Source organism: Tunturibacter empetritectus, assembly GCF_040358985.1.
GTDB classification, from domain to species: domain Bacteria; phylum Acidobacteriota; class Terriglobia; order Terriglobales; family Acidobacteriaceae; genus Edaphobacter; species Edaphobacter empetritectus.
In genome coordinates, this window is the sequence record NZ_CP132933.1 from 24,982 (window position 1) to 44,509 (window position 19,528).

A 19,528-nucleotide genomic window follows, 5' to 3' on the forward strand; every position below is an offset into this window, starting at 1 on the left:
GGCAAAGATAGAGAGGTGCGCTGGCAAAGATTAGGGTATAAACGTAGGCACAACAGCCACTTGCAAAAACCTATAGTACTTAAAGCGTTTTAAAGTATTTGCTTTTCTTATAGTATTCACCAAGCAACAACAGTTCACACGATGTCAAAATCAGTGGCCCACAAAACGGAACGTTCAGCACCGTTGTTGCCTGTTGCTGTTGATCCTGATTTGGTTCGTTTCGAAAAGAATCTCCTGTCTATCGGATTCTTTGGCGCCAATGACTCACGCGACAAGAATCGCACATCACGGCGCATCGAGCAGGTCGTTTTCCGAAATGGGCACAAAGTCAAAGTTGCGGCTGAATTCCGCGGCTCGGAGCAGCTCGGACTTCCTTCTACGACAGATCGAGACAAGTTCATTGCTTTGCTGAAGATACTCAGTGAAGAGCGCGTCAAAACTGGCCAGATTGCGAATCCAATCCGCTTTAGCGGCTATCGCATGATTCAGGAACTCGGCCTGTCTCGCAACGGAGAAATCTACGAAGAGATTGTGCGCTGGGGTAAGCGCATGACCGATACCACGATTACTTCGGAAAAGGTGGTCTATCGCGCTGCGAAGAAGGTCTACTCGGATGAAGTGCTGCACGTTTTCCGCTCGTTTAAGCGGACCGGGGAGAGCAATCTCAACGGAACGGATAGGCAGGAACATTACGAGGTGATGCTCGAAGAGTGGTTGATCGAGAACCTCAATCAGCGGTACGTCATCCCCGAAGATTTCAATGCGTACAAGATGCTCACGCGGCCGACTGCGAAGGGTATCTTTGGCAACCTGCATCTCTGGTTTCATGCTAGCCAGGGGAGGCAGGTCGAAAAAGACTATGCCGAGCTGTGCAATCTGCTCAACGTGCAGGTCTACCCTCATCTGTCGAAGATTAAATCAACCATGGGTCTCGCACTGAATGAGCTCGTGAACATCAAGTACCTCGACAAATGGGACGTGCAGCCCATGTCCAGCAAAGATGGGTACAAAATCGTACTTGCGCCTGGTCCTGCATTGATGCGCGTTCTACGTGAGTCATATCCGGAGCAGCAAGAATTGCCAGCCGGGAAATCAGAAGCGTCGAAGCTTCCCTCCTCTCCGGAAGATGAGGCAATCCAGCTCTTGAAGAGACACGGCATCTTGCCCGCGAAGTGCTTGGCGTTAGTCGAGCGCTTCGGCGCTGACTTGGTCTGCGATACGGTCGAGTACCTCGAATCGCAGATGAATTCTGGTAAACGAAACGGCGTCGAGAACCCTGCCGGACTTATCATCTACTCGCTGGAGAAAGATCTTCCCGTCCCTGCTGGGTTCATCAGCAGCCGCCGACGCGAAGTGATGCGGCAAGCCGCTGAACGCGATCGTGCTAAGGAAGAGGCCCGACAGGCTTTGGAAGCGGCCTACATGCGCTGGGTAGACGGCAAGCGTCAAGAAGCATTGGCCGAGCGCTATTCAGGCGACGAACTCGAAGCTAAACTCTCCGAAGTCATCAAGAAAAACAGCAAAGGCGACACGTTCTTCCGGCGCGTACCTCCTGCCCAGCATCGGAACCTCGCCCTGCAGCTCATCATGAAAGAGATCCGCGACGGTCTCGTTCTTCCCTCTTTCGAGGAATGGAAGTCGCAAAACGGACAAATTGACCTCTTCCAAGCAAACTGAGCTAATTTCTAGTTCCCCCCAAATCTCCTTGCAACAAGCGATATAGCTGCGACAAAGTTGCGATAAGCAATATCGCAACTAGGGTAACGCTTTGTATACCGCAAGTTGCGATAAGAAATATTGCTGCGATATAGCTGCGACATCGCGATATAGTTGCAATATCGCAGCGACAAGTAATGTCGCAAGAAAGAGTGTTTATGCCTGTAATTGCTGTTTCAAATCCGAAGGGCGGGGCCGGGAAGAGCACTACAACACTACTGCTTGCAACTTATCTCGCTCAAAGCGGAGCGTCGGTGTGTGTTCTCGATGCAGATCCGAATCAACCGATCATGGATTGGAAGACGAACGGGCTGTCGAAAACTACTTTGAAGGTCATCGGTGGTATCAAAGAGTCGAACCTAATGGAGGTACTCGACGCGCAAAATGATCAATTCGTTTTCATAGACCTAGAGGGAACCGCCAGTGTCCTTGTATCCCGTTCGATCGCTATGTCGGATTTCGTAATTATTCCGGTACAGGCCAGTGCCGTCGACGTGAGACAAGCAGGCAAGGCGATCCGGGCCGTAAAAGATGAGGAGAAGGTAGCTCAACGATCAAATATGTTGCGCAAGATTCCTTACCGAGTGCTGATGACGCGCACTCCTGCGCCTGGTGCTCCGGTGTCATCCGTTCAACGCCAATTGGAGTCTGAATTGGTGGACGCGAAGGTGCCTCGATTCCGTACGAGCCTTGCGGAACGTCTCGCGTACAAGGCGATTTTCGTTGAAAGGCTTACTCTTTCGGAGCTGGGTGAGCATAAGGTCGGCAATCTCGAAGCTGCCTATCAAAATATTCATGAGTTGGTAGAGGAATTGGTCGAGACTCTCCGCGAGCTAGATAGAAAGAGGTATCCAAATGAGCAGTAAATTTGGCCTCATAGATGAGTCGGACGACGTTGTCGAGCGATCTGAAGGAAAGATTGACTTGTCGGGGTTCGCCCCGGTCCAGAAAAGATCTCCTATCGATCTCGCTGAGGTAGATGCGGCTGCGGCTCCACATGGTTTTGTGAGCCGCGAGGCTGTCCCTGTAATTACTGAGGCAGCAGCTACCCACGGACGACGGCGCCGAGCAGTGCCGGCGGAGCCTACACGTCATTTGGCGGTGCGTATGGTGCAGTCCCAATACGACCGGTTCGTCGGCTACGCTGATCGATACAAGCTTACGTATCACGACGCCATTACGAAGCTGTTGGACGCTGTTGGGGAGTAGCGTCGCTGCCGCGAGTGGCCTCCAGGTTGGAAAGCTCCTGCAGCATAGCCTCGAACTCGGAGCGATTAGGGCTGCCGTCGTCTGCAACCTCTTGAACCTCGTATCTCCGAGCCAACTCGTCGCCCTCCGTCTCGATTGCGCGGGCGAGGCTATACATCGCTTGGGCGAGATCCTCGATCGTACGAAAGCTCACAATCATCTGGCCGGGAATGAACTCGATATTTGCGGGAAGGGAATCGAGCTGCAGTGGTTCTACGTCACGGCGAACAAGGGTGCGGAGCTTCTTGCGTGAGACTTCTCCCCCCTGGACGCGGATGAGATCCAGCTCAGCTGAAGGATCATCGGCCTTATGGATGCGATCGAGGAAATCGGCGAGTACCTGACGTTCTACGAGCCGCGACCGGCCGATGGCTGTGGTTGGGAGCATCTCCAGTAAGAGTTGGGCGGCGCGGGGCTGCACCTGGAAGAGCGACTCGATTTCCTTACGCTCGTAATGGGAACGGACGGAAGAGGCCACCGCCCGTCGGATTTCGTGTAGTCGAGTGATCCATGAGATGGGTCGTGGCATCGTCCCTCCTTGGAAGATTCCTTTATGTATTAGGAGTTTAGGATGATTTCCAAGAGAAGGGAATAGCTGCGCATATGCGCATTAACTCCTGTGAGGCTTCTGAATTTATTACCTACGACAATGTCAGTTGTCATGGGCTAAAATTCCGACATGGAGATTCAGCTTTTTTCCGGGGCCCCTGACGTTGGGGACAGCCAATCGGCCGAATCGGGCCTCGTAGAAGCCCAGCAGAGGCTTCGCCGGATGGTGCTTGACTCCGTACCATCCCCAAATTCCCGCCGAAATTACGCCAAGGCCCTCGATGACCTCTTTGCGCTCTCGGCTGGGCGGCCACTCACCCGCGCGCTATTTATGGAGTTCCGGGCCTCGATGGAAGGCTTGTCACCGTCCACCGTCAACGTCCGGCTCTCGGCGGTCCGGAAGCTGGTCGCGGAGGCGCGGCGAAACGGCATGATCGGAGTCGAGGATGCGGCGAGCCTCTCGGAGGTCCCGAACATACGGCAGAAGGGAACCCGGCTGGGGAACTGGCTGACGCGGGAACAGGCGAAGGAGCTGCTGGCCGTTCCCGATCGCTCGACGCTGAAAGGCAAGCGGGATTACGTGATTCTGGGGCTGCTGGTTGGCTGTGCGCTTCGCCGGCAGGAGCTGGCCACCCTCGACGTGGAGACAATCCAGCTACGGGAAGGCCGCTGGGTCCTGGTCGATCTCGAAGGGAAGGGAAGGCGCATTCGCACGGTTGCGGTCCCGGTCTGGGTTAAACAGGGAATCAACGCCTGGATGACCGCTGCCGGCATCGAGGATGGTCGACTGCTGCGGTCCATCTCGAAGGGCGGCAAGGTCGGCGAGAGCCTGAGCGACTGGGCGGTTTGGTCCGTAGTCGAGCAATCGGCGAAGGAGATTGGCATCGAGCGGTTCGGAGCCCACGACCTGCGCCGCACCTGCGCCAAGCTCTGCAGAAAGTCGGGCGGCGACCTCGAACAGATCAAGTTTCTGCTGGGGCACTCTTCCATTCAGACGACAGAACGCTATCTGGGGTCAGAGCAAGATATTGCGATCGCGGTGAACGATTCATTAGGCCTATAAGCGAATCGCTTATAGGGGCGATGGACGTAGTAAAAGGATAGGGATGGCAAAAGCAGAGCTGGAAGTGAAACCGGACGAATCTCCAGACCTCCTGAACGAGATCCGGAGTTTAATTGAAGAGGCTCGTCGGCAGACTGCTGCAGCGGTCAACTTTGGACTCACTGCGCTCTATTGGAGGATCGGGAACCGAATCCTGCGGGAAGTCCTTGGAAATGAACGGGCTAGCTACGGGGAGCAAATTGTCGCTACACTGTCGCGACAATTGGTGAGTGAGTTTGGCAGAGGCTTCGCAGACAAAAATCTGCGGAGGATGATGCAGTTTGCCGAGGTGTTCCCGGACGAAGAGATTGTCGCTACGCTGTCGCGACAATTGAGTTGGTCGCACATTAAAGAGCTGTTGCCCCTGGTGCGTCCCCATCAGCGGGAGTTCTACGCTGAGATGTGCCGAATCGAGGGCTGGAGCGTGAGAACGCTTCGCGAACGGGTTGACTCGATGCTCTATGAGCGCACTGCGCTATCGAAGCAGCCCGACGAGCTCGTGCAGCAGGAATTAGCAGTTCTTCGCAGCCGCGGCGATGTGTCGCCGTCCATGTTGCTGAAAGATCCGTACATTCTGGACTTCCTGGGACTCTCCGACCGATTTCTAGAACGCGACCTTGAAGACGCTATTCTGCGCGAACTGGAGACGTTTCTTCTTGAATTGGGTTCGGGGTTTTCATTTGTAGCTCGCCAGAAGCGCATTCAGCTCGATGGAGAAGATTTCTACATTGATCTTCTTTTCTACAACCGCAAATTGAAGCGATTGATTATTGTGGAGTTGAAGCAGGGAAGCTTCAAGCCTGAATACAAGGGGCAGATGGAGCTTTATCTTCGTTGGCTCGCAAAGAATGAAACAGAGCCAGGCGAGCAGAGCCCGATGGGTATAATTCTGTGCGCCGGGAAGAACACCGAGCAGATTGAGCTGCTGGAACTTGGGTCCGCAGGCATCCACGTCGCTGAATACCTCACGGTTCTGCCGCCCCCAGAGGTTCTTCGGGAGAAGTTGCACAGAGCTATCGAAACAGCGCGAATGAGGATTGAGACAGACTCATAATGTGCGCCGCCAGCAAACTCCGAGTCTGTTCCTTTGATATGGCGGAGGTGCCGCCTGATGGGTATGTGCTGGCAGAAGAGCAGGGAGAGATGTACTTCTGCAACGCACGTTGTCTCTGTTTATGGGCAGTGCATTTTGTGACTAATCCGCGGCGCTCCGAAGAACAGAAAAGGGTTGCTTGCGAGCCGACGATGCCTTCGGGTGAGAGACGGAAATTTACTGATTTTATAGAAGTGGCTCAGTGGAGTGCTGCGAATGTCCTGAAAGGAAAGTCGAACCCCTGGCTTGCGAATAGAACGACGGTTACGTAACAAAAAGCAGAATTGGCAACAAGTAACTGGCGCGCCACGTTTCATATGAAGTTGGTCGTGGAATTCAACTTGGGGTGTTATGGCTCTTTTGACCCAATAGAGTATTCTTCTAGTCAGTGAAGTCTCTACGCCAATTCGGAGCTGTCCTGCTGCTGCTCGTGTCCTTTGCGGCACCGGCGATGGCATGTATGGCTCCCGATGCGGAGATGACGGTCGAAGAACGCGCCTGCTGCCGCATGATGAAGAATGACTGTGGACAGATGGAGATGCCCGCTTCTCACGACTGCTGCAAGAAGACTCCGGGGGCGCTACACGATAGTGCTCTCAGGTCGGATTCGGTATCGTTCCACCCTCTTGTAGCCGTCGCAGTCGGGGTTTCATATTTTGATCTTTTCCCGTCTCACGATGCAACAAGCGGCTGGCTACAGCGTCCGGAACACTCGCCCCCAAAGCCCCCCCCCTCGATCATCTCTGCTCTCAGAGTCTAGTTCGCTTCTCTCTCGCTGAAGATTCGAGTCGCGCCTCTGTGCGCGCTCATGTCTGAACTGCAATCGAGACAGGAGTTTCCCTATGAAGGTGGCCTTGTATTGGACCGCCGCATTGGTGATGGCGACCGGCGCTTCTGCGTACGCGCAGGAGATGACCGGAATGCCAACGTCACTTGCTACGTTGATTTCAGAAGCACAGTCGAGCAATACCCAAATCTCGGCCGCAGATCACGCCCGGAAGGCTGCGACACACGTCGCTCAACAGGTGACAACACTTCCCGACCCGCAGTTCACGGTTCAGTCGTACAGTGTCGGGAGCCCCAAACCCTTCGCGGGCTTCAGCAACAGCGACTTCGCGTACATCGGATTTGGGGCATCGCAGGAACTTCCTTATGCCGGGAAGCTCCGGCTCAAGGGTGAGGTAGCCAACCGTGATGCGGATATGCAGCAGACGCAAGTAGACCTTCTGCGTTCGTCGATCACGGATCAGGTTAAGGCTCTCTACCTACGGCTCGCCTATCTTGGTGCAACCCTCTCGATTCTCAGTCGGAACGACGCTGTCCTCAAGCCGATGATTGAGACAGGCTTGTCCCGGTACAGTCTCGGACAAGGCAGCCAGGCCGAGGTGCTGAAAGCGCAGATCGAGCATACGAAGATCCTGCGTGAAGTGACCATGCACCATCAGGAGATGGGACAGCTTCAAGCCAGCCTCAAGCAACTCCTGCATCGGTCACAGTCCTCCCCGGACATCATTCCAGAGCCGCTTTCCCTGACTCCGCTGCAGCGGAGCGCCGAGGAATTGCAAAACCTCATTCTTGCTAATAACCCGGCTGTCTCGGTTAATACAGCGGATGTCCATAAGCAGGATGCCCAACTGAAGTCGGCGCAGCGCGAGAGCAAGCCAGACTTCAATGTCAGCTATATGTTTCAACAGACGGGCGGTGGCTATCGCGACTACTACATGCTGACGGTCAGTCTGCGGTTGCCTCGGCGCAAGCGGGTCGAGGCGGGTGTGGCGGAAGCTGCGGAATCTCTGGAGCGATCCAAACAGGAGCTCGACTCGCAAGTGCAGCAGCAACTCGCAGAGGTAAAGAAGCAATACATCGCCGTGACGAACACTGCCGAGCTAGTGACCGAGTATCAGGACGGCCTTCTACCTCAGGCACGGGCTGCATTTCAGGCCGAGCAGACGACCTATCAATCCGGCAAACAAGCCTTCGCGCCGGTGCTGTCCTCTCTGCTCGATGTCCTGACTTTTGAACATGACTATCAACAGGCGCTGCTCGACCACGAGACCGCCATTGCACGTCTTGAGACTCTGACGGGAGCGCAACTCCGATGAACAAAACTATTATCCGTACATCCCTATTTTGGCTTGGCTTGTTCGCGGTTGTGGCTGCTGTGTACGTCTATCGCACCAGGTCAATCGTTCATCCAGCATCCGCCCCGACAGGTGTTCAACCGATTGCGTCTGGACCGATGGCAGATATGAGCAAAGATGCGTCCATGTCAGCGGCGAAGATAGAGGCTCCGCTGGTGCCCGTGCAACTGACCAATGAACAGATGAACAGCATTGGCATAAAAACCGGAACCGTCGAATACAAGCTATTGAGTGACGAGATACGAGCAACCGGCACCGTGGATGTGGACGAGCGCCTTCAGTCGTCCGTGCAAGTTCGGTTCTCGGGCTATATCCGCAAAGTCTTTGCGAACGCAACGTACCAGTACGTCCGCAAGGGTGATCCACTCTTCACAATTTACAGCCCTGATCTGGTAGCGACGCAGGAAGAGTATCTCCTTGCCCGTCGAAATCAGACTGTTCTCAAGGGCAGTTCCATTGATGGAGTCGCTACCGGCGCGTCATCCCTGACCACAGCGGCAGAGCAACGGCTACGCCAGTGGGACATCCCGAACAGCGAGATCGTCAAACTCCAGGAGACGGGTAAGGCTGTGACCGAGCTAACCATCAACTCCCCTGCATCCGGTTACATCCTGGAACGCGTGGCGCTCCCCAATATGTATGTCGAGCCCGCGACGAAACTCTACACGCTCGCCGATTTCTCTCGTGTCTGGGTAAACGCGCAGGTCTTTCAGAATGACGTAGGCAGGCTGAAGCGCGGCGATAGCTCCTCGATCACGGTCGATGCCTATCCGGGACGCACCTTTCAGGGCCGTGTCGAGGAAGTCCTGCCGCAGGTCGATATGACGACGCGCACCGTCAAGGTGCGGCTGTCGGTCAATAATCCCGCCGTCACCCTCAAGCCGGGGATGTTCGTCAATGTCGATCTAAAGTCGGCGTTGGGGAGGCAACTCGTCGTCCCTACTTCGGCGGTCTTCCAGACGGGTCTCCGTCAGGTGGTCTTTGTCGATCACGGAAGCGGCAGTATCGAACCAAAGGATGTCAGTCTCGGTGCGAGGGTTGGGGATGACTTTATCATTCTGAAGGGACTGTCAGCTCATCAGCAGATTGTGACTTCGGCGAACTTTCTGCTGGACTCCGAGAGCCAGTTGCAAGCTGCGGCTAGTTCGTACACTCCTCCAGCTCCTGGAGCGGGGCAGCAAACCCCGAACCCATCAGCAGCACCTCAAGCTGTGGTCGCGATTGATTTCACAACCGACCCAAATCCGGCGCATAAAGGATCGAACGTCTTCCACGTCAAGCTGACCGGAGCGAACGGGCAGCGTGTCGCCGGAGCGCAAGTTGCGGTCACGTTCTTCATGGCGGCGATGCCGGCAATGGGCATGGGGGCGATGAACACGACCACACACCTCATCCAGACGAGTCCGGGACTCTATGACGGTACGGGTGTGCTGGAGTCCGGTGGGACATGGCAGGTCACGGTGATAGTGAAACAGAACGGCCAAACCATTGGCACAAAGCAGTTGCGCGTCAATGCCGAAGGGGGGATGTGACATGCTCTCCAGAATCATTGATCTTTGCGCGCGAAATCGCTTCCTCGTCTTTACCGGCGTTCTGCTCTTGACCTTCGCCGGTATCTGGTCGCTGCGTCATATCCCCCTTGACGCGTTGCCTGACATCTCCGATGTACAGGTGATCGTACATACGAGTTGGATGGGACAACCACCCGACATCATCGAAGACCAGGTCACGTATCCCATCGTGACCAGCCTTCTTGCTGCTCCTCATGTGAAGGCCGTCCGCGCTCAAACCATGTTCGGGGATTCGTATGTGTATGTGGTCTTCGAGGACGGCACGGACTTGTACTGGGCACGTTCTCGCGTAGTCGAATATCTCCAGCAAATCGGCGGTCGTCTGCCTCCCGAGGTTCATCCGGCTATCGGGCCGGACGCGACAGGAGCAGGCTGGGTTTTCGAGTACGCCCTGATCGATAAGACCGGCAAGCATAGTCTGGCCGATCTTCGTACCCTTCAGGACTGGCATCTGCGATATGAGCTGGAGACCGTCCCCGGTGTCTCGGAGGTTGCGAGCATCGGCGGCTATGTGAAGCAGTACCAGATAGGGCTCGACCCGAATAAGCTGCTCGCTTACAACATACCTCTCTCGATGGTCATCGATCGGGTGAAGGCGAGCACCAATGAAGTCGGTGGCAGGGTGCTCGATCTGAGCGGAGCGCAGTACATGATTCGCGGCCTTGGCTATCTGAAGTCGCTGAACGATCTTGAGTCGATTGCAGTGGGGAGCAAGAATGGAACGCCGGTCTTGCTGCGCGATCTTGGCAGCGTAGTTTTCGGGCCGGACATCCGCGAGGGCGTTGCCGAGTGGAATGGACAAGGCGAGACGGTCGGCGGCATCGTTGTTATGCGGCAAGGCATGAATGCGCTGAAGGTCATCGAAGGGGTCAAGCAACGATTCCGCGAGATCGCGCCATCGCTGCCGGCGGGAGTGCAGATTGTCGCGGGCTACGACCGCTCCGGCCTCATCAACGATTCGATAGCCACCCTCCAGCGCGACTTGCTGGAAGAGGCCATCATCGTCAGCCTAGTCATCATCATCTTTCTGTTCCACTTCCGTTCGGCGTTGATCGCCATCCTTGCTCTACCTATTGCTGTGCTCGTTTCGTTCATCCCGATTTACTTCCTGGGCGTTACCTCGAACATCATGTCTCTCGGCGGCATCGCTCTGGCTGTCGGTGTGCTTGTCGATGCCGCGATTGTGATGGTGGAGAATGGCTACCGCCACCTTTCAGAACGGCAGGAGTCTGACCCCACCCCTGTTACTGAGCTGGAGCGCCGGGAGATACTCATCAACGCCGCGAAGCAGGTTGGACCGGCCCTGTTCTTCTCCCTGCTCATCATCGTTGTCTCGTTCTTGCCGGTCTTCCTCCTAGAAGCGCAAGAGGGCAGGATGTTTCGGCCTCTCGCTTGGACAAAGACACTTGCAGTGGGTTCGTCGTCGATCATTGCCATCACGTTTGTTCCGGTTCTGATGGTGATGCTCATTCGGGGACGGCTCAAACCGGAGAGCGCCAATCCAATCTCCCGCTTCACTCAAGCCATCTATCTGCCTGTCCTGCGGTTCTGTCTGAAGTATCGAAAGCTGACGATTCTGGTCAACTTACTCTTTCTGGCCGCAACGCTGCCCGTTGCGTTCAAGCTGGGGAGCCAGTTCATGCCACCGCTCTTTGAAGGCTCCGTCTTATACATGCCAACTTCACTTCCCGGCATCGCAATCGAGCAGGCAAAAACGCTTTTGCAAAAGCAGGATGCGATTCTCCGTACCATTCCCGAAGTTGAGAGCGTCTTTGGCACAGTCGGTCGCTCGGACAGCGCCACGGACAACGCACCGCTCGATATGTACGATACGACCCTCATGCTCAAGCCGCGAGAGCAATGGCGGCCTGGGATGACGTACACCAAGCTCATCCAGGAGATGGACGAGAAGGTGCAGTTCCCGGGACTGGCGAACACATGGACGAGTCCAGTCGAAAACCGCCTTGACATGGAACTCACCGGAATCAAGACACCGCTGGGTCTCAAAGTACAAGGTCCGAGCGTGGACGGAATTGAGCAGCTTGCGGCGAAGATGCAGGGCGTTCTTTCCTCCATGCCGCAGGTAAGGTCGATCTTTGCTGAACGCATCTCGCAAGGGTTCTACGTCAACGTCGAAGTAAACCGTACTGAGGCGGCACGGTACGGCCTCAGCGTGGCAGATGTGCAGACGGCGGTTTCGTCCGGCATCGGCGGACAAAACATCGCCGAGAATATCGAAGGACGTGAACGGTATCCCATCAATGTGCGCTACTCACAGGATTTCCGTAACAGTGTCGAGCGGATGCAGAGCGTTTTGATCGCTACGCCCTCTGGGGCACAGATCCCGCTAGGGCAGGTAGCCAAAGTGTCGTTCTCTCATGGTCCTGCCATGATCCGGGATGAGGATGGACAACTCACCGGCTATGTCTACATCGACCTGACGAGTACGAACTATGGTGGCTTTGTGGAAGAGGCCACTCGCAGATTACAAAAGGATGTTTCCATCCCTGCCAGCTACGGTTACAAGTGGTCGGGCGAATACGAGTTTGAGTTGCGGGCAAAGGAGCGACTGAAACTCATTCTGCCCATCGTGTTCTTCATGATCTTCCTGCTGCTCTACATGGTCTTCCATTCGGTAGGCGAAGCGGTCGTGCTGATCGTGCCCACCATCTATGGCATGACGGGCGGGCTGTTGCTGCAATGGCTGCTCGGATACAACTTCAGCGTGGCCGTTTGGGTGGGCTACGTCGCGCTCTTCGGAATAGCAGTTGAAACCGGGGTGGTGATGGTCGTCTATCTGCATGAATCTCTGGAACGAGGCTTACAGCAAGGGAAGATTCACAGCAATGCCGACATCGAAGAGGCGGTCATAGAAGGAGCGGTCAAGCGTCTACGTCCCAAGCTCATGACAGTCATAGCGGTCCTTGCCAGCCTCGCGCCAATCCTTTGGGAATCCGGTATCGGCTCCGATGTCATGAAACCAATTGCCGCGCCCATTGTGGGCGGCATGATTACCTCAACCATCCACGTCCTGATCCTGGTGCCCGTCTTCTTCGTCATGATGAAGGAGAGAGCATTCAAGAATGGCACACTTGAGTCAACCCAGGCATCGAAAGCACTAGAAGGCGCTACACCCGCTAGTCATGGCAACATTAGGGTGTCCAATTGACCAGACCGCATTCTCTTTCCTGGCGTATCCTTGGGAGGCCTTTGACGAACGGACTTTCAGAAAGGCAGATCAGATATGCCTCTCAATCAGATTGAGAACGTTGGGTTCAAATCTTCCAATGCGATTGACCGCATCCTGGCTCATCATACGAAGTTCTTAAGCTTTCTTGCTGCCAGAGTCGAAGACAAGACGGCCTCAGAAGACATACTCCAGTCGGCATATATCAAGGCGATCGAGCATGGCTCCGAGATTCGTGAGAAAGAGAGTACGGTCGCCTGGTTCTATCGCATCCTTCGCAATGCGATTGCGGACCACTACCGCAAGGGATCAGCACGGACGAGGGCTCACGACACATATACCGCAGAACTTCCCATTAGCTACGAACCGGAGATTGCTCAAACTGTGTGCGCCTGTATCGGAGATGTGATTCGCGACCTGAAAGACGAGTACCGTGAAGCCATCGAACAAGTAGACCTCGGCGGCGTCACTGTCGAGTCGTTTGCGCAATCCCACAAGACGAACGCGAATAACGCATCTGTTCGGCTGCGCCGAGCGCGCAAAGCTGTTGCAAAAAAGCTGATTGCGGTCTGCGGGGCGTGTGCTGAACACCAATGCCTCGATTGCACTTGTCGCCGGAGCCAACTGTAAGACTTCTTCTCCTCGTCCGTCAGCAGTAGTAAAGGAACGAGGAGGCAATATGTGCTGCTGCTCAAAAGCAAGTGAAGAAGTGGAAGGCTCTACGATGCCAATGATGGTTGATCCGGCGAAGCAGCTTCTTAAAGACCTGGTTTGCGGGATGCAGGTTGATCGCGCCAAAGCGATATCCGTGGATCACAACAGAGAGAAGTTCTATTTCTGCAGCCAAGGCTGCGCAACCAAGTTTCAGGCCGATCCGAACAGGTATCTCCAGACGAATCAGGTAGTCCCAACTAACGAACAGGTGAAGGGAGATGACGCCAAGGCAGACTACACCTGCCCCATGCACCCGGAGGTCCATAAGGCGGGGCCCGGAAACTGTCCCAAATGCGGCATGGCGCTCGAGCCCTCAACGCTTGAGGTGGCAAGAGCACGCATGGAATACTCCTGTCCGATGCACCCTGAGATCGTCCGCGACAAGCCAGGAAACTGTCCTATCTGCGGCATGACGCTTGAACCGAGGGATGTGATGCCAGGCTCGGGAGACTCACCCAATCCAGAGCTGGTGAACATGACACGACGCTTTTGGGTTGGAGTGGCGCTGACGCTGCCGTTGCTAGTCGTGATGGTGTCCGACATCTTGCCCGGACACCCGGTACAGCATGGGCTATCGGGAGCGCTGCTCGGGTGGATCGAATTTGCCTTGGCAACACCCGTCGTCCTATGGGCGGGTTGGCCCTTCTTTGAGCGTGGGTGGGAGTCCGTCGTCCACCGCAGCCCGAATATGTTCACCCTCATTTCGATTGGCGCTGGTTCGGCTTACCTGTACAGCGTTGTTGCAGTGATCGCACCGGGCATCTTTCCCGCGACGTTCCGCGATATGTCCGGCAATCTCGCTTTGTACTTCGAGGCCGCGTCGGTCATTACGGTTCTGGTGCTCCTTGGGCAGGTTTTGGAACTGAAAGCGCGTAGTCAAACCAGTAGTGCAATCAAGGCTTTGCTTGCTCTTGAACCAAAGACGGCAAGGAAGATTTCTGCCGATGGGAAAGAGAAGGATGTAGCGCTGAGTGACATTCAGGTTGGGGACCAGCTCCGCGTTCGACCTGGCGAGAAAGTTCCAACGGATGGCGTCGTAACTGAGGGTCGCAGTTCCGTAGACGAATCCATGGTGAGCGGCGAGCCCATCCCGGTAGAGAAGTCGACCGATGCCAAGGTAGTCGGCGGCACGATCAATGGCACTGGCAGCTTCGTGATGAAGACCGAACGAGTCGGAGCCGACACGCTTCTGGCCCAAATCGTAAAGATGGTGAGCGAAGCTCAAAGGACCCGGGCTCCCATTCAGCGGCTTGCGGATACGGTAGCGTCGTATTTTGTGCCTGCCGTCTTGATTTCGTCGGCGATTACGTTTGCAGTGTGGGCGATCGTCGGCCCGCAGCCCCACTACGCCCACGCGATTGTGAATGCTGTAGCAGTGCTCATTATCGCTTGCCCCTGCGCTCTAGGACTTGCAACACCGATGTCGATCATGGTCGGGACTGGGCGAGGTGCCGGGGAAGGAATACTGATTCGGAACGCTGAAGCTCTCGAAGTCTTTGAGAAGGTCAATACTCTTGTCGTGGACAAGACGGGCACCCTCACCGAGGGCAAGCCACGACTCACCGAAGTGATTCCAGCAGAAGGCTACGATGAGAATCAACTTCTGCAATCGGTCGCAAGTCTTGAGAAAGCAAGCGAACATCCGCTGGCTGCGGCAATCCTCGCGGGCGCGAAGGAGAAAAAGGTTGAACTGGTTGACGTTGCAGACTTCCAATCAATTACGGGGAAAGGCGTCACAGGAACCTTGCGAGGGAAACATATCGGTATAGGAAACGCCGCGCTCATGCACGATCTTGGCGCCAATCTGGAACCACTCAAGAGTCGCGCCGAAGGCCTACAGAAAGAGGGCCAAACTGTGATGTTTATTGCGTCGGATGGGCGCTTTGCAGGACTGATCGCAGTAGCTGACCCCATCAAAGACTCAGCGGTAGAAGCAATTGCTGAATTGAGGGAGGCTGGTATCAAGGTGGTGATGGTCACTGGCGACAATCACACGACTGCGGCAGCCGTCGCGCAGAAGCTGGGCATCGAGTTCGAGGCCGACGTTTTGCCGGAAAAGAAGGCCGAAGTCGTGAAAAAGCTCCAGTCCCAGGGAGCAATCGTTGCGATGGCCGGCGACGGCGTCAATGACGCTCCGGCATTGGCTCAGGCTCAGGTCGGTATCGCCATGGGAACGGGAACCGATGTGGCGATGGAAACCGGTGGAATCACTTTAGTAAAAGGTGATCTGCGCGGAATTGTCAAAGCGCGGCGTTTGAGCCAGCGCACCATGAGCAACATCCGGCAAAACCTGTTCTTCGCTTTTATCTACAACGCTTTGGGGGTGCCGCTTGCCGCAGGCGTCCTGTATCCGGCATTTCATCTTCTGCTGAATCCCATGATCGCAGCGGCGGCCATGAGCTTCAGTTCGGTATCGGTGATTGCGAACGCACTTAGGCTTCGGAAGACGAAGCTCTAACGCTCAGCAGGTGCAGACTTCGCCTCTTCGGGCTTCGTTCGCTTCTTTCAAAACGAGGGGTAATAGGAGCAGCGCCGCGACAGAGTCGGCCCAAGGGACGTGAAATATGGCATTTGAAACTAGTCCCGCAAGCGCGATCAAGACATGTAGGCGCAGATATTGCTTTGGGCTGCATCAGCTCTCAATGCTCCACTGTTTGTCTCCCGGGCTAGGCGCTTCTTGGTAGCGCCTAGCCAAGGCATGATGATTGCCGAAGTGATCAAAAGTACGATGCCGACAATTGAGGGTTGTGGTCGGACTCGACTGAAAAGGGTAAAGAACGAACTAACCACGATATAGACCGCAAGCAAGTATAGGAGTACTGCATTCGTTCTCGACATTGCTCTCTCTGAGTCTGGACCAAGGCTGTAGCTTTGCTAATTATCTGGCGCATTCCTTTGCTGACTATTTGGCACACCGGCTGCAAATCTGGGCCGATAAGGTCTGATTCGGTACAATCCCTGCCGTTTTGAGGCCTTTTCTGTTCGGCGAGGGCACACCAAAAATGATCGTGTGCCAGATAATTCGAATAACAATGTGCCAAATAATTAGCAAAACGACATGCTTTACCAAGCGCTCATAGAGCGGAAACGGTCCACCAAACCGGGTGAGCAGCGGTACAGTTATCCGTTCGCCATTTTTATTGAGATTATCTTCGCAGGTTTCGCAGAGCAGATATGCCTTCGTCTGTTTGACCGTAGGCCGCATCACCTTCGTATTGACGGCAACCGGCTCGAACTCATCCGTCCGACAAAGTAGATATATCTTCTTGGACAAGAGATGCTCATACATAATTTTTTCTCTTCCAGACACATCGAGCATATTCCGAATGGCATTTATCCCCTCTTTGCGTTTGGAGTGTCGGTTTGGGAATTTGATTAGCAGCAACCGACAACCGATAGGGTTTTCGCTACAAAGCCCTGGAGTTCTGTATCGTTGATTGGTTCTGAAGCGGCGTTCGGATTTTCTCCGTGATGGTATCGCTTCGTGTAATCGTTCGCCTCAATCAGATCACTAAGGACGGGCGTCAGACCATGAGTGGTGCCTGCATCTCGAATCTTTCCGCAGATGACGCCGAGGGTGTCGTCATCTTCGAATTGCGTCGGGAACAGATTGCGGGAGTATGTCTCCAATACTGGCCTAATCTTGTTAACAATGTCCCTCGGCTTACCTTCGGCCGCGTTGTAAAAGTTTCTCAGCGCATAGATATCAGCACGCTGCTGTGCTTGTGTTGCCTCCTCGATATCCCACTCCGTCATGAGGGTGTTGCTCTGTCCGACCCGCGTAAGATGTAGGCATTTGTGTTCTAAACTCTGTTCTCGCAGCCGATCATACAGCCGCTTCAAAAAGCTCTGGTCATGGGAGAGAACGATCACTTGAAGGCATTCGCTCCCACACCGTCGTATTTTCTGGACGGTATGGTCTTTGCGGAAGGCGTCTTGGCTGTTGAACGGATCGTCGAAGACAACAATGCGTCCCGACTTGTTGCTGTCGTGCTCCAGCTCGGCGAGAAAGAACGCCAGAGCTAACGTACTTTTATCTCCCGAGCTCAACGTATTGCGAAAGCTGGGCGTGCTCAAGGGCGTGTTTCCGTCGCCAAGGTTGACCGGTGTGTCGTTGATGAGAATCTGAAAATCCGAACTCGGAACACCTCCAGGATAAGCATGTTTGGTTCCAGTGATCCGAAACCCTGCCTGAAAATCGGCTAGCAGCTTATTGATTGTCTTCTCGTAGGTCTTGATTACGGTCTCTGTGTGCGTATCAAGCTTCTCTTTCGCCGCGCTCTTCTTGCCTTCCAAAGATTCCTTATTATTCACCTCACCCAGGTGCTCATCTACAGCTTTAGAACAATCAGGGCTATGACGTGTTTTCGTAGCCTTCAGGATTAGCAGGTCGCGTTGGATCTGGTCGATGCTGGCACCCTCTAAAGATGTCTTCTTTGCCGTGATTGCTATATTTGCGGCACGCACTGCAACGTTGTATTCAGTTGCTGAAGCATGTAAAGCATTCACGACTGCGAACGCGTTTAGATAGCGCTGGTCGATGAGAACTACCTCAAGCGGGGCACCCGCCTTTAGATCGGAAAGTACGAATGCGGCCTCAAGCATCTCACGCAGCGAGCGGCCGAGGCCTTGCGGAGTCGAGAGCTGGGGAGAGGATATGTCGCAATACCTGCTCCAAAACTCTGTAGAGGCCTCATTTCCCGCGATGATCCTTTCGCTGTCTGCGATTGCGCGATCTCCAAATAATGTGCTCAACATATTTCGGTGGTACGCGATGGCTTCCTTCAGATCGTTGTAAGCCTCACCGAAGAAGGCACGATAGGCACCGATTAGGTCCACTCCTTGCAATGGCTGATTGCAGAACGGGCACGAGTCGGCGCGAATATATCCCAGTCCTTCCTGAACCCACCTTTCTCCAGTCTTTCCCATCTCGTGTGTCGCAAGATGCTCGGCGACACGACGCTCGGCATCTGCAGAAAGATCGGTAAGTGTGCGACTTAGTAACGCTTCGAATTCGGCTGGAACCACCGGCAAAACCAATTCGGACAGTCCGGCACGTGCCTTCAGCTGAGTGGATTGTTGGACAGCTTCTAACTCCCTTTCCTTTGCAGCAATCTTCTCATCAACTTTGAGGTCGACCGCCAGTTCCACAAAGGCATCAAAGGCGACGCCTGCAGGAACCCGACCTTCAACACCCGCACGCTTTATCTTGATTGCACTTGTCGACGCCCGGATTTCTGCGTCGATGTCATTGACTTCCTGTGCAAGCTTCACTCCTTGCTTGCCGATAATCACGCGATAGAGATTGCGTTTATGCTCAAGGTCTACAGCATCCCCGGAGAACACATTCTCCGAAATGAACGTAGCGTCGAAGATGGCCAGGTGAGGTAGTGCCTGAGTCCAGGCGTTCGCCTTAAAGTTAACTACTCCAGAGCCGGTGAGCAACATGACTTCGGGCGTGGATGCGCTGCCCAAAGTCGTCCTGCCAAGTACATGCGCCGGATCGTTGTTCTGTAGTGATCTGAGAATGGCGCAGAGCGTACTCTTTCCCCGTCCGTTCTCGGCAAAGATCAAATTCACACGTTTCAACGTGACATCGCCTGCTGCGTTGTAGTTTTGGAATCGACCGATGTTTTTGATGGAGACGAACTTAGTGAGTGTCATTGTCAGCTTTCTTCAAAGCTCCCTTACTGATGGCGTAAGGGGGCTAAATCTTTCATGCTGATCATAAACGCTCTGCTGCAAGGGAAAAGACAATGAAGGTGGATGAGACCGCCCCGGCCTCATCCACATAGCTTGCGACGACTACTCGTCGTCGGCTCCGTCCGAAGGATCATCTGCGGCTTCAACTTTTGAGAGCCGCTTCATGCTGATGGCGTGGATCTCGGCGATCCGGTGCTTGAAGGTGGTCCCGTTGACCTCATCCTCTACCTCGCGATACCGGAGAATGCCTTCCAAGGTGATGAGCTGCCCCTTCTGGAGAGTCTTGGCGAACTTCGAGAGATTCCTCCAGGCGAAAACGCGGTGCCACTCGGTGCGGTTCTCGTATTCGCCCTTGTCGTTCTTCCAGCTTTCCTGGGTTGCGATGTTGAGGATGACGTACTCTTTGTTGTTCTGAGCGGTTTTGGCTTCTGCGTTCTGTCCGAGGCGGCCGATGAAAGTGACTTTGTTGAACATGGTATTTAGCTCCGTTTCTTTTGGTTTGTC

The 19,528-nt window shown here is 54.7% G+C and carries 15 protein-coding genes; 10 read left to right on the forward strand and 5 right to left on the reverse strand.

Going from position 1 to position 19,528, the window contains the following annotated elements:
• The first annotated feature begins 141 nt into the window (after positions 1-141).
• The 3 genes from RBB75_RS20570 (at position 142) to RBB75_RS20580 (ending at position 2,925) form a co-directional block, all read left to right on the forward strand.
• Positions 142-1,677, forward strand: a complete 1,536-nt coding sequence (locus RBB75_RS20570; protein ID WP_353070455.1) for a replication initiator protein A — start codon at positions 142-144, stop codon at positions 1,675-1,677.
• Between the two features lie 197 nt (positions 1,678-1,874).
• On the forward strand, positions 1,875-2,582 hold the full coding sequence (locus RBB75_RS20575; RefSeq protein WP_353070456.1) for a ParA family protein: 708 nt from the start codon (positions 1,875-1,877) through the stop codon (positions 2,580-2,582).
• On the forward strand, positions 2,572-2,925 hold the full coding sequence (locus tag RBB75_RS20580; RefSeq protein ID WP_353070457.1) for a hypothetical protein: 354 nt from the start codon (positions 2,572-2,574) through the stop codon (positions 2,923-2,925). Before RBB75_RS20575 ends, RBB75_RS20580 begins: the two co-directional genes overlap by 11 nt.
• On the opposite strand, the gene RBB75_RS20585 is transcribed toward RBB75_RS20580, so the two are convergent.
• Positions 2,894-3,493 (reverse strand): hypothetical protein, encoded by a 600-nt coding sequence (locus tag RBB75_RS20585; protein WP_353070458.1) that lies wholly within the window; start codon positions 3,491-3,493, stop codon positions 2,894-2,896. The genes RBB75_RS20580 and RBB75_RS20585 overlap by 32 nt on opposite strands.
• 243 nt (positions 3,494-3,736) lie before the next feature.
• Here RBB75_RS20585 and RBB75_RS20590 point away from each other — a divergent pair, with 243 nt between their 5' ends.
• From RBB75_RS20590 to RBB75_RS20620, 7 genes are all read left to right on the forward strand, one after another.
• On the forward strand, positions 3,737-4,576 hold the full coding sequence (locus tag RBB75_RS20590) for a tyrosine-type recombinase/integrase (protein WP_353070459.1): 840 nt from the start codon (positions 3,737-3,739) through the stop codon (positions 4,574-4,576).
• A 43-nt stretch (positions 4,577-4,619) separates the two neighbouring features.
• Positions 4,620-5,669 carry a PDDEXK nuclease domain-containing protein gene (locus RBB75_RS20595; RefSeq protein ID WP_353070460.1) on the forward strand — a complete coding sequence of 350 codons (1,050 nt, stop codon included), beginning with the start codon at positions 4,620-4,622 and terminating at the stop codon, positions 5,667-5,669.
• Between the two features lie 881 nt (positions 5,670-6,550).
• Positions 6,551-7,810: a TolC family protein gene (locus RBB75_RS20600; RefSeq protein ID WP_353070461.1), complete on the forward strand. Its 1,260-nt coding sequence runs from the start codon at positions 6,551-6,553 to the stop codon at positions 7,808-7,810.
• 146 nt (positions 7,811-7,956) lie between these two features.
• Positions 7,957-9,381 (forward strand): efflux RND transporter periplasmic adaptor subunit, encoded by a 1,425-nt coding sequence (locus RBB75_RS20605; RefSeq protein ID WP_353070462.1) that lies wholly within the window; start codon positions 7,957-7,959, stop codon positions 9,379-9,381.
• A gap of 1 nt (position 9,382) precedes the next feature.
• A complete protein-coding gene (locus tag RBB75_RS20610) occupies positions 9,383-12,589 on the forward strand; it encodes an efflux RND transporter permease subunit (RefSeq protein WP_353070463.1) in 3,207 nt (1,068 codons plus the stop codon).
• A 75-nt stretch (positions 12,590-12,664) separates the two neighbouring features.
• Entirely contained in the window at positions 12,665-13,237 is a 573-nt protein-coding gene (locus RBB75_RS20615) for a sigma-70 family RNA polymerase sigma factor (RefSeq protein WP_353070464.1), read from the forward strand.
• A gap of 94 nt (positions 13,238-13,331) precedes the next feature.
• The gene (locus RBB75_RS20620) at positions 13,332-15,779 is read left to right on the forward strand and encodes a heavy metal translocating P-type ATPase (RefSeq protein WP_434557161.1); all 2,448 of its coding nucleotides are present in this window, start codon (positions 13,332-13,334) and stop codon (positions 15,777-15,779) included.
• A gap of 137 nt (positions 15,780-15,916) precedes the next feature.
• Here the strand turns inward: RBB75_RS20620 and RBB75_RS20625 are convergent, their stop codons facing one another.
• From RBB75_RS20625 to RBB75_RS20640, 4 genes are all read right to left on the reverse strand, one after another.
• A complete protein-coding gene (locus RBB75_RS20625) occupies positions 15,917-16,159 on the reverse strand; it encodes a cation transporter (RefSeq protein ID WP_353070465.1) in 243 nt (80 codons plus the stop codon).
• Between the two features lie 64 nt (positions 16,160-16,223).
• Positions 16,224-16,610, reverse strand: a complete 387-nt coding sequence (locus tag RBB75_RS20630; RefSeq protein WP_353070466.1) for a hypothetical protein — start codon at positions 16,608-16,610, stop codon at positions 16,224-16,226.
• An 86-nt stretch (positions 16,611-16,696) separates the two neighbouring features.
• Positions 16,697-18,985, reverse strand: a complete 2,289-nt coding sequence (locus RBB75_RS20635) for an AAA family ATPase (protein ID WP_353070467.1) — start codon at positions 18,983-18,985, stop codon at positions 16,697-16,699.
• A gap of 141 nt (positions 18,986-19,126) precedes the next feature.
• Positions 19,127-19,498: a single-stranded DNA-binding protein gene (locus tag RBB75_RS20640; protein ID WP_353070469.1), complete on the reverse strand. Its 372-nt coding sequence runs from the start codon at positions 19,496-19,498 to the stop codon at positions 19,127-19,129.
• Positions 19,499-19,528: the final 30 nt, after the last annotated feature.

Excerpts from the sequence above, each read along its gene's own strand:
- RBB75_RS20570 (WP_353070455.1), top strand. The coding sequence starts at position 142 with ATGTCAAAATCAGTGGCCCACAAAACGGAACGTTCAGCACCGTTGTTG.
- RBB75_RS20575 (WP_353070456.1), top strand. The coding sequence starts at position 1,875 with ATGCCTGTAATTGCTGTTTCAAATCCGAAGGGCGGGGCCGGGAAGAGC.
- RBB75_RS20580 (WP_353070457.1), top strand. The coding sequence starts at position 2,572 with ATGAGCAGTAAATTTGGCCTCATAGATGAGTCGGACGACGTTGTCGAG.
- RBB75_RS20585 (WP_353070458.1), bottom strand. The coding sequence starts at position 3,493 with ATGCCACGACCCATCTCATGGATCACTCGACTACACGAAATCCGACGG.
- RBB75_RS20590 (WP_353070459.1), top strand. The coding sequence starts at position 3,737 with ATGGTGCTTGACTCCGTACCATCCCCAAATTCCCGCCGAAATTACGCC.
- RBB75_RS20595 (WP_353070460.1), top strand. The coding sequence starts at position 4,620 with ATGGCAAAAGCAGAGCTGGAAGTGAAACCGGACGAATCTCCAGACCTC.
- RBB75_RS20600 (WP_353070461.1), top strand. The coding sequence starts at position 6,551 with ATGAAGGTGGCCTTGTATTGGACCGCCGCATTGGTGATGGCGACCGGC.
- RBB75_RS20605 (WP_353070462.1), top strand. The coding sequence starts at position 7,957 with ATGAGCAAAGATGCGTCCATGTCAGCGGCGAAGATAGAGGCTCCGCTG.
- RBB75_RS20610 (WP_353070463.1), top strand. The coding sequence starts at position 9,383 with ATGCTCTCCAGAATCATTGATCTTTGCGCGCGAAATCGCTTCCTCGTC.
- RBB75_RS20615 (WP_353070464.1), top strand. The coding sequence starts at position 12,665 with ATGCCTCTCAATCAGATTGAGAACGTTGGGTTCAAATCTTCCAATGCG.
- RBB75_RS20620 (WP_434557161.1), top strand. The coding sequence starts at position 13,332 with ATGCCAATGATGGTTGATCCGGCGAAGCAGCTTCTTAAAGACCTGGTT.
- RBB75_RS20625 (WP_353070465.1), bottom strand. The coding sequence starts at position 16,159 with ATGTCGAGAACGAATGCAGTACTCCTATACTTGCTTGCGGTCTATATC.
- RBB75_RS20630 (WP_353070466.1), bottom strand. The coding sequence starts at position 16,610 with ATGTATGAGCATCTCTTGTCCAAGAAGATATATCTACTTTGTCGGACG.
- RBB75_RS20635 (WP_353070467.1), bottom strand. The coding sequence starts at position 18,985 with ATGACACTCACTAAGTTCGTCTCCATCAAAAACATCGGTCGATTCCAA.
- RBB75_RS20640 (WP_353070469.1), bottom strand. The coding sequence starts at position 19,498 with ATGTTCAACAAAGTCACTTTCATCGGCCGCCTCGGACAGAACGCAGAA.